Raw genomic sequence first — 245 nt, forward strand, 5'->3', positions numbered from 1 at the left:
TCTTCAGGGTCCATACCTGTCGCATGGGCACCAGTTCTACCTTCACTCACTTCTACTAAATATTCATCTACCTCGTACTTTCTGAACGCTTCACGAATCACCCGGTCAGCCTCAATCCCTGTCATACCGGCATGAATTTTTTGTAAGCACTCTTCATATCCAAGAGAACATGCTTCCATCAAGCGCTTTGCTTCATCTGATACATTGCCGTAACAAATGGTACGAGCATTGTCGGAAGCATAATC

1 protein-coding gene is annotated in these 245 nt (G+C 44.9%); it reads right to left on the minus strand.

From position 1 onward, the window contains the following. Nucleotides 1-245, minus strand: a 245-nt coding sequence (locus COJ96_RS25370; protein WP_142333056.1) for a M24 family metallopeptidase, incomplete at both ends; no start/stop codon positions are given.

It is taken from the genome of Bacillus sp. AFS073361, from assembly GCF_002567005.1.
Classification (GTDB): domain Bacteria; phylum Bacillota; class Bacilli; order Bacillales; family Cytobacillaceae; genus Neobacillus.